6 protein-coding genes are annotated in these 1,982 nt (G+C 61.7%); all 6 read right to left on the bottom strand.

What is annotated here, in order from left to right:
- Positions 1-71: twin-arginine translocase TatA/TatE family subunit (locus RMO57_RS04825; RefSeq protein ID WP_310384746.1), on the bottom strand; the 71-nt coding region annotated here is incomplete at its 3' end.
- Positions 72-166: 95 nt separating this feature from the next.
- The gene (locus RMO57_RS04820; protein WP_310384741.1) at positions 167-505 is read right to left on the bottom strand and encodes a histidine triad nucleotide-binding protein; all 339 of its coding nucleotides are present in this window, start codon (positions 503-505) and stop codon (positions 167-169) included.
- Positions 498-872: a phosphoribosyl-ATP diphosphatase gene (locus RMO57_RS04815; protein ID WP_310384740.1), complete on the bottom strand. Its 375-nt coding sequence runs from the start codon at positions 870-872 to the stop codon at positions 498-500. Before RMO57_RS04815 ends, RMO57_RS04820 begins: the two co-directional genes overlap by 8 nt.
- Entirely contained in the window at positions 869-1,285 is a 417-nt protein-coding gene (hisI, locus tag RMO57_RS04810; protein WP_310384744.1) for a phosphoribosyl-AMP cyclohydrolase, read from the bottom strand. The genes RMO57_RS04815 and hisI overlap by 4 nt, the downstream gene beginning before the upstream one ends.
- Positions 1,286-1,298: 13 nt before the next feature.
- Positions 1,299-1,733 carry an NUDIX domain-containing protein gene (locus RMO57_RS04805; protein WP_310384738.1) on the bottom strand — a complete coding sequence of 145 codons (435 nt, stop codon included), beginning with the start codon at positions 1,731-1,733 and terminating at the stop codon, positions 1,299-1,301.
- Positions 1,730-1,982, bottom strand: a 253-nt coding sequence (locus RMO57_RS04800) for a DUF815 domain-containing protein (RefSeq protein WP_310384736.1), incomplete at its 5' end; no start/stop codon positions are given. The genes RMO57_RS04800 and RMO57_RS04805, both read right to left, overlap by 4 nt.

Raw genomic sequence — 1,982 nt, 5'->3', positions numbered from 1 at the left:
TTCTTGGTGCCAAACACCAGCACAACAATCACCAGCACGATCAGCCAGTGCCAAATACTCAACGAGCCCATTGTTTATCTCCTACAAGCAATCCCTGCATTGTAGTTGGGCCACGTGACAGTTCGCTCGGGCCCGACACATGACACTGTCATGGATCAACCCGAAATCAACCCTTCAGCCAGGGACGCAGCCCGCCCATCACATGCATATGCAGGTGATAGACCTCCTGGCCGCCGTCCGGGCCGGTGTTGATGACGGAGCGAAAACCGTTCGTCACGCCCAGCTCCCGCATCAGCTTGGGCGCCAGCACCGACATATGACCCAGCAGCTGCGCATGCTCGGGCCCTACATCACTCATCATCGCGATGTGCTGCTTAGGCACGATCAGCAGATGCACCGGCGCCCAGGGGTTGATGTCGTGAAAGGCCAGCACCTGCTCGTCCTCATAGGCTTTGCGGCTAGGGATTTGACCGGCAATGATTTTGCAAAACAGGCAATCAGTCATTCGGCTCTTCCTCTTTGGTCCGACCACGCTGGGCAAATTCCTGCAGGCCGGACAAACCCTCGCGGCGCGCCAGCTCGGCCAAGACCTGCTCGGGCTTCAAGCCGAAATGGCTCAGCGCAATGATGGAGTGAAACCACAAATCGGCCACCTCGTAAATGACTTTCTGCTTGTCGCCGTCCTTGGCGGCCATCACCGTCTCGGTGGCCTCCTCGCCGACCTTCTTCAGAATCGAGTCCAGCCCCTTGTCGAACAGCTTGGCCACATAACTGGTGGCCGGGTCGCCGCCATTGCCGGGCTTGCGTGACTCGATCACGGCCGCGATGCGGGCCAGGGTGCTGTCGCCGTTCAGGCCTTCATGACTGCTCATTTGTAAATCTGCTCGGGGTTCTTCAACACCGGCTCCACCGCCTGCCATTCAACGCTGTCAGCTTGCTGCAGGCGCTGGTAGAAGCAGGAATGGCGGCCGGTATGGCAGGCAATACCGGGTTGATCGGGCTCATGACCATTCTGGGTGATCTTCAGCAGCACCACATCGTTATCGCAGTCCAGCCGCATCTCATGCACCGTCTGGGTGTGGCCGGATGCTTCGCCCTTGTGCCAGAGCCTGGCCCTGGAGCGGCTCCAGTAAACCGCTTCGCCCAGCGCTTCGGTGCGCGCCAAGGCCTCGCGGTTCATCCAGGCGAACATGACGACATCGCCACTGCTGCGCTCCTGCGCGATCACCGGCACCAGGCCGTCAGCGTCCCATTTGATTTGATCCAACCAGTTCATGGGAGTCAGTGTAGTGGCGCCGTCAGACCGAATGGGTCGCGCCGTCAAAATCCCGCTCCGCCGCAAACCAGGCCAGCACCGGAATCGTGCCCGGCAAGACCGGCTGCATCTGCACCGGCAGGCTCTGCCAAGCCATGCTCTGCTGCTCACGCATCTCGAACTCGCCGCTCCATTCGAACACCTTGCAGAAATGCAGGCGCACGCGGGCGTGTTCGTAGTCCATCAGCTCGATCTTCCAGGGCTGCACCACGCCGATGTGGATGCCGATTTCTTCGATCAACTCGCGGCGCAGCGCGGCTTCGACCGACTCGCCGGCTTCGAGCTTGCCGCCCGGGAATTCCCAGTAGCCGGCGTAGACCTTGCCGACGGGGCGGGAGGTGAGCAGGAAGCGGCCTTGTGGGTCGATCAACACCCCCACCGCCACGTCCACCGGGACACGCTCTTCAAGCGACGTCACGCGTGATGCCTTCCCGCGTAGTCCTTCGCGAACTGGAACGCCACGCGCCCCGAGCGTGAACCCCGCTCCAACGCCCACACCAGTGATTCGGCCCGCGCCGCGGTGATCGCAGCATCATCCACACCCAGCCCGCGCAACCACTGCGCGACGATCGCCAGGTACTCCTCCTGGCTGAACGGGTAGAAGCTCACCCACAAACCGAAGCGTTCGGACAGCGAGATCTTTTCCTCCACCACCTCGCCCGGGTGC

This window comes from Roseateles sp., from assembly GCF_031397715.1.
Taxonomy (GTDB): Bacteria; Pseudomonadota; Gammaproteobacteria; order Burkholderiales; family Burkholderiaceae_C; genus Paucibacter_A.
Note: the sequence above shows the minus strand (reverse complement) of the source record. Positions and strands in the feature narration are given on the sequence as shown.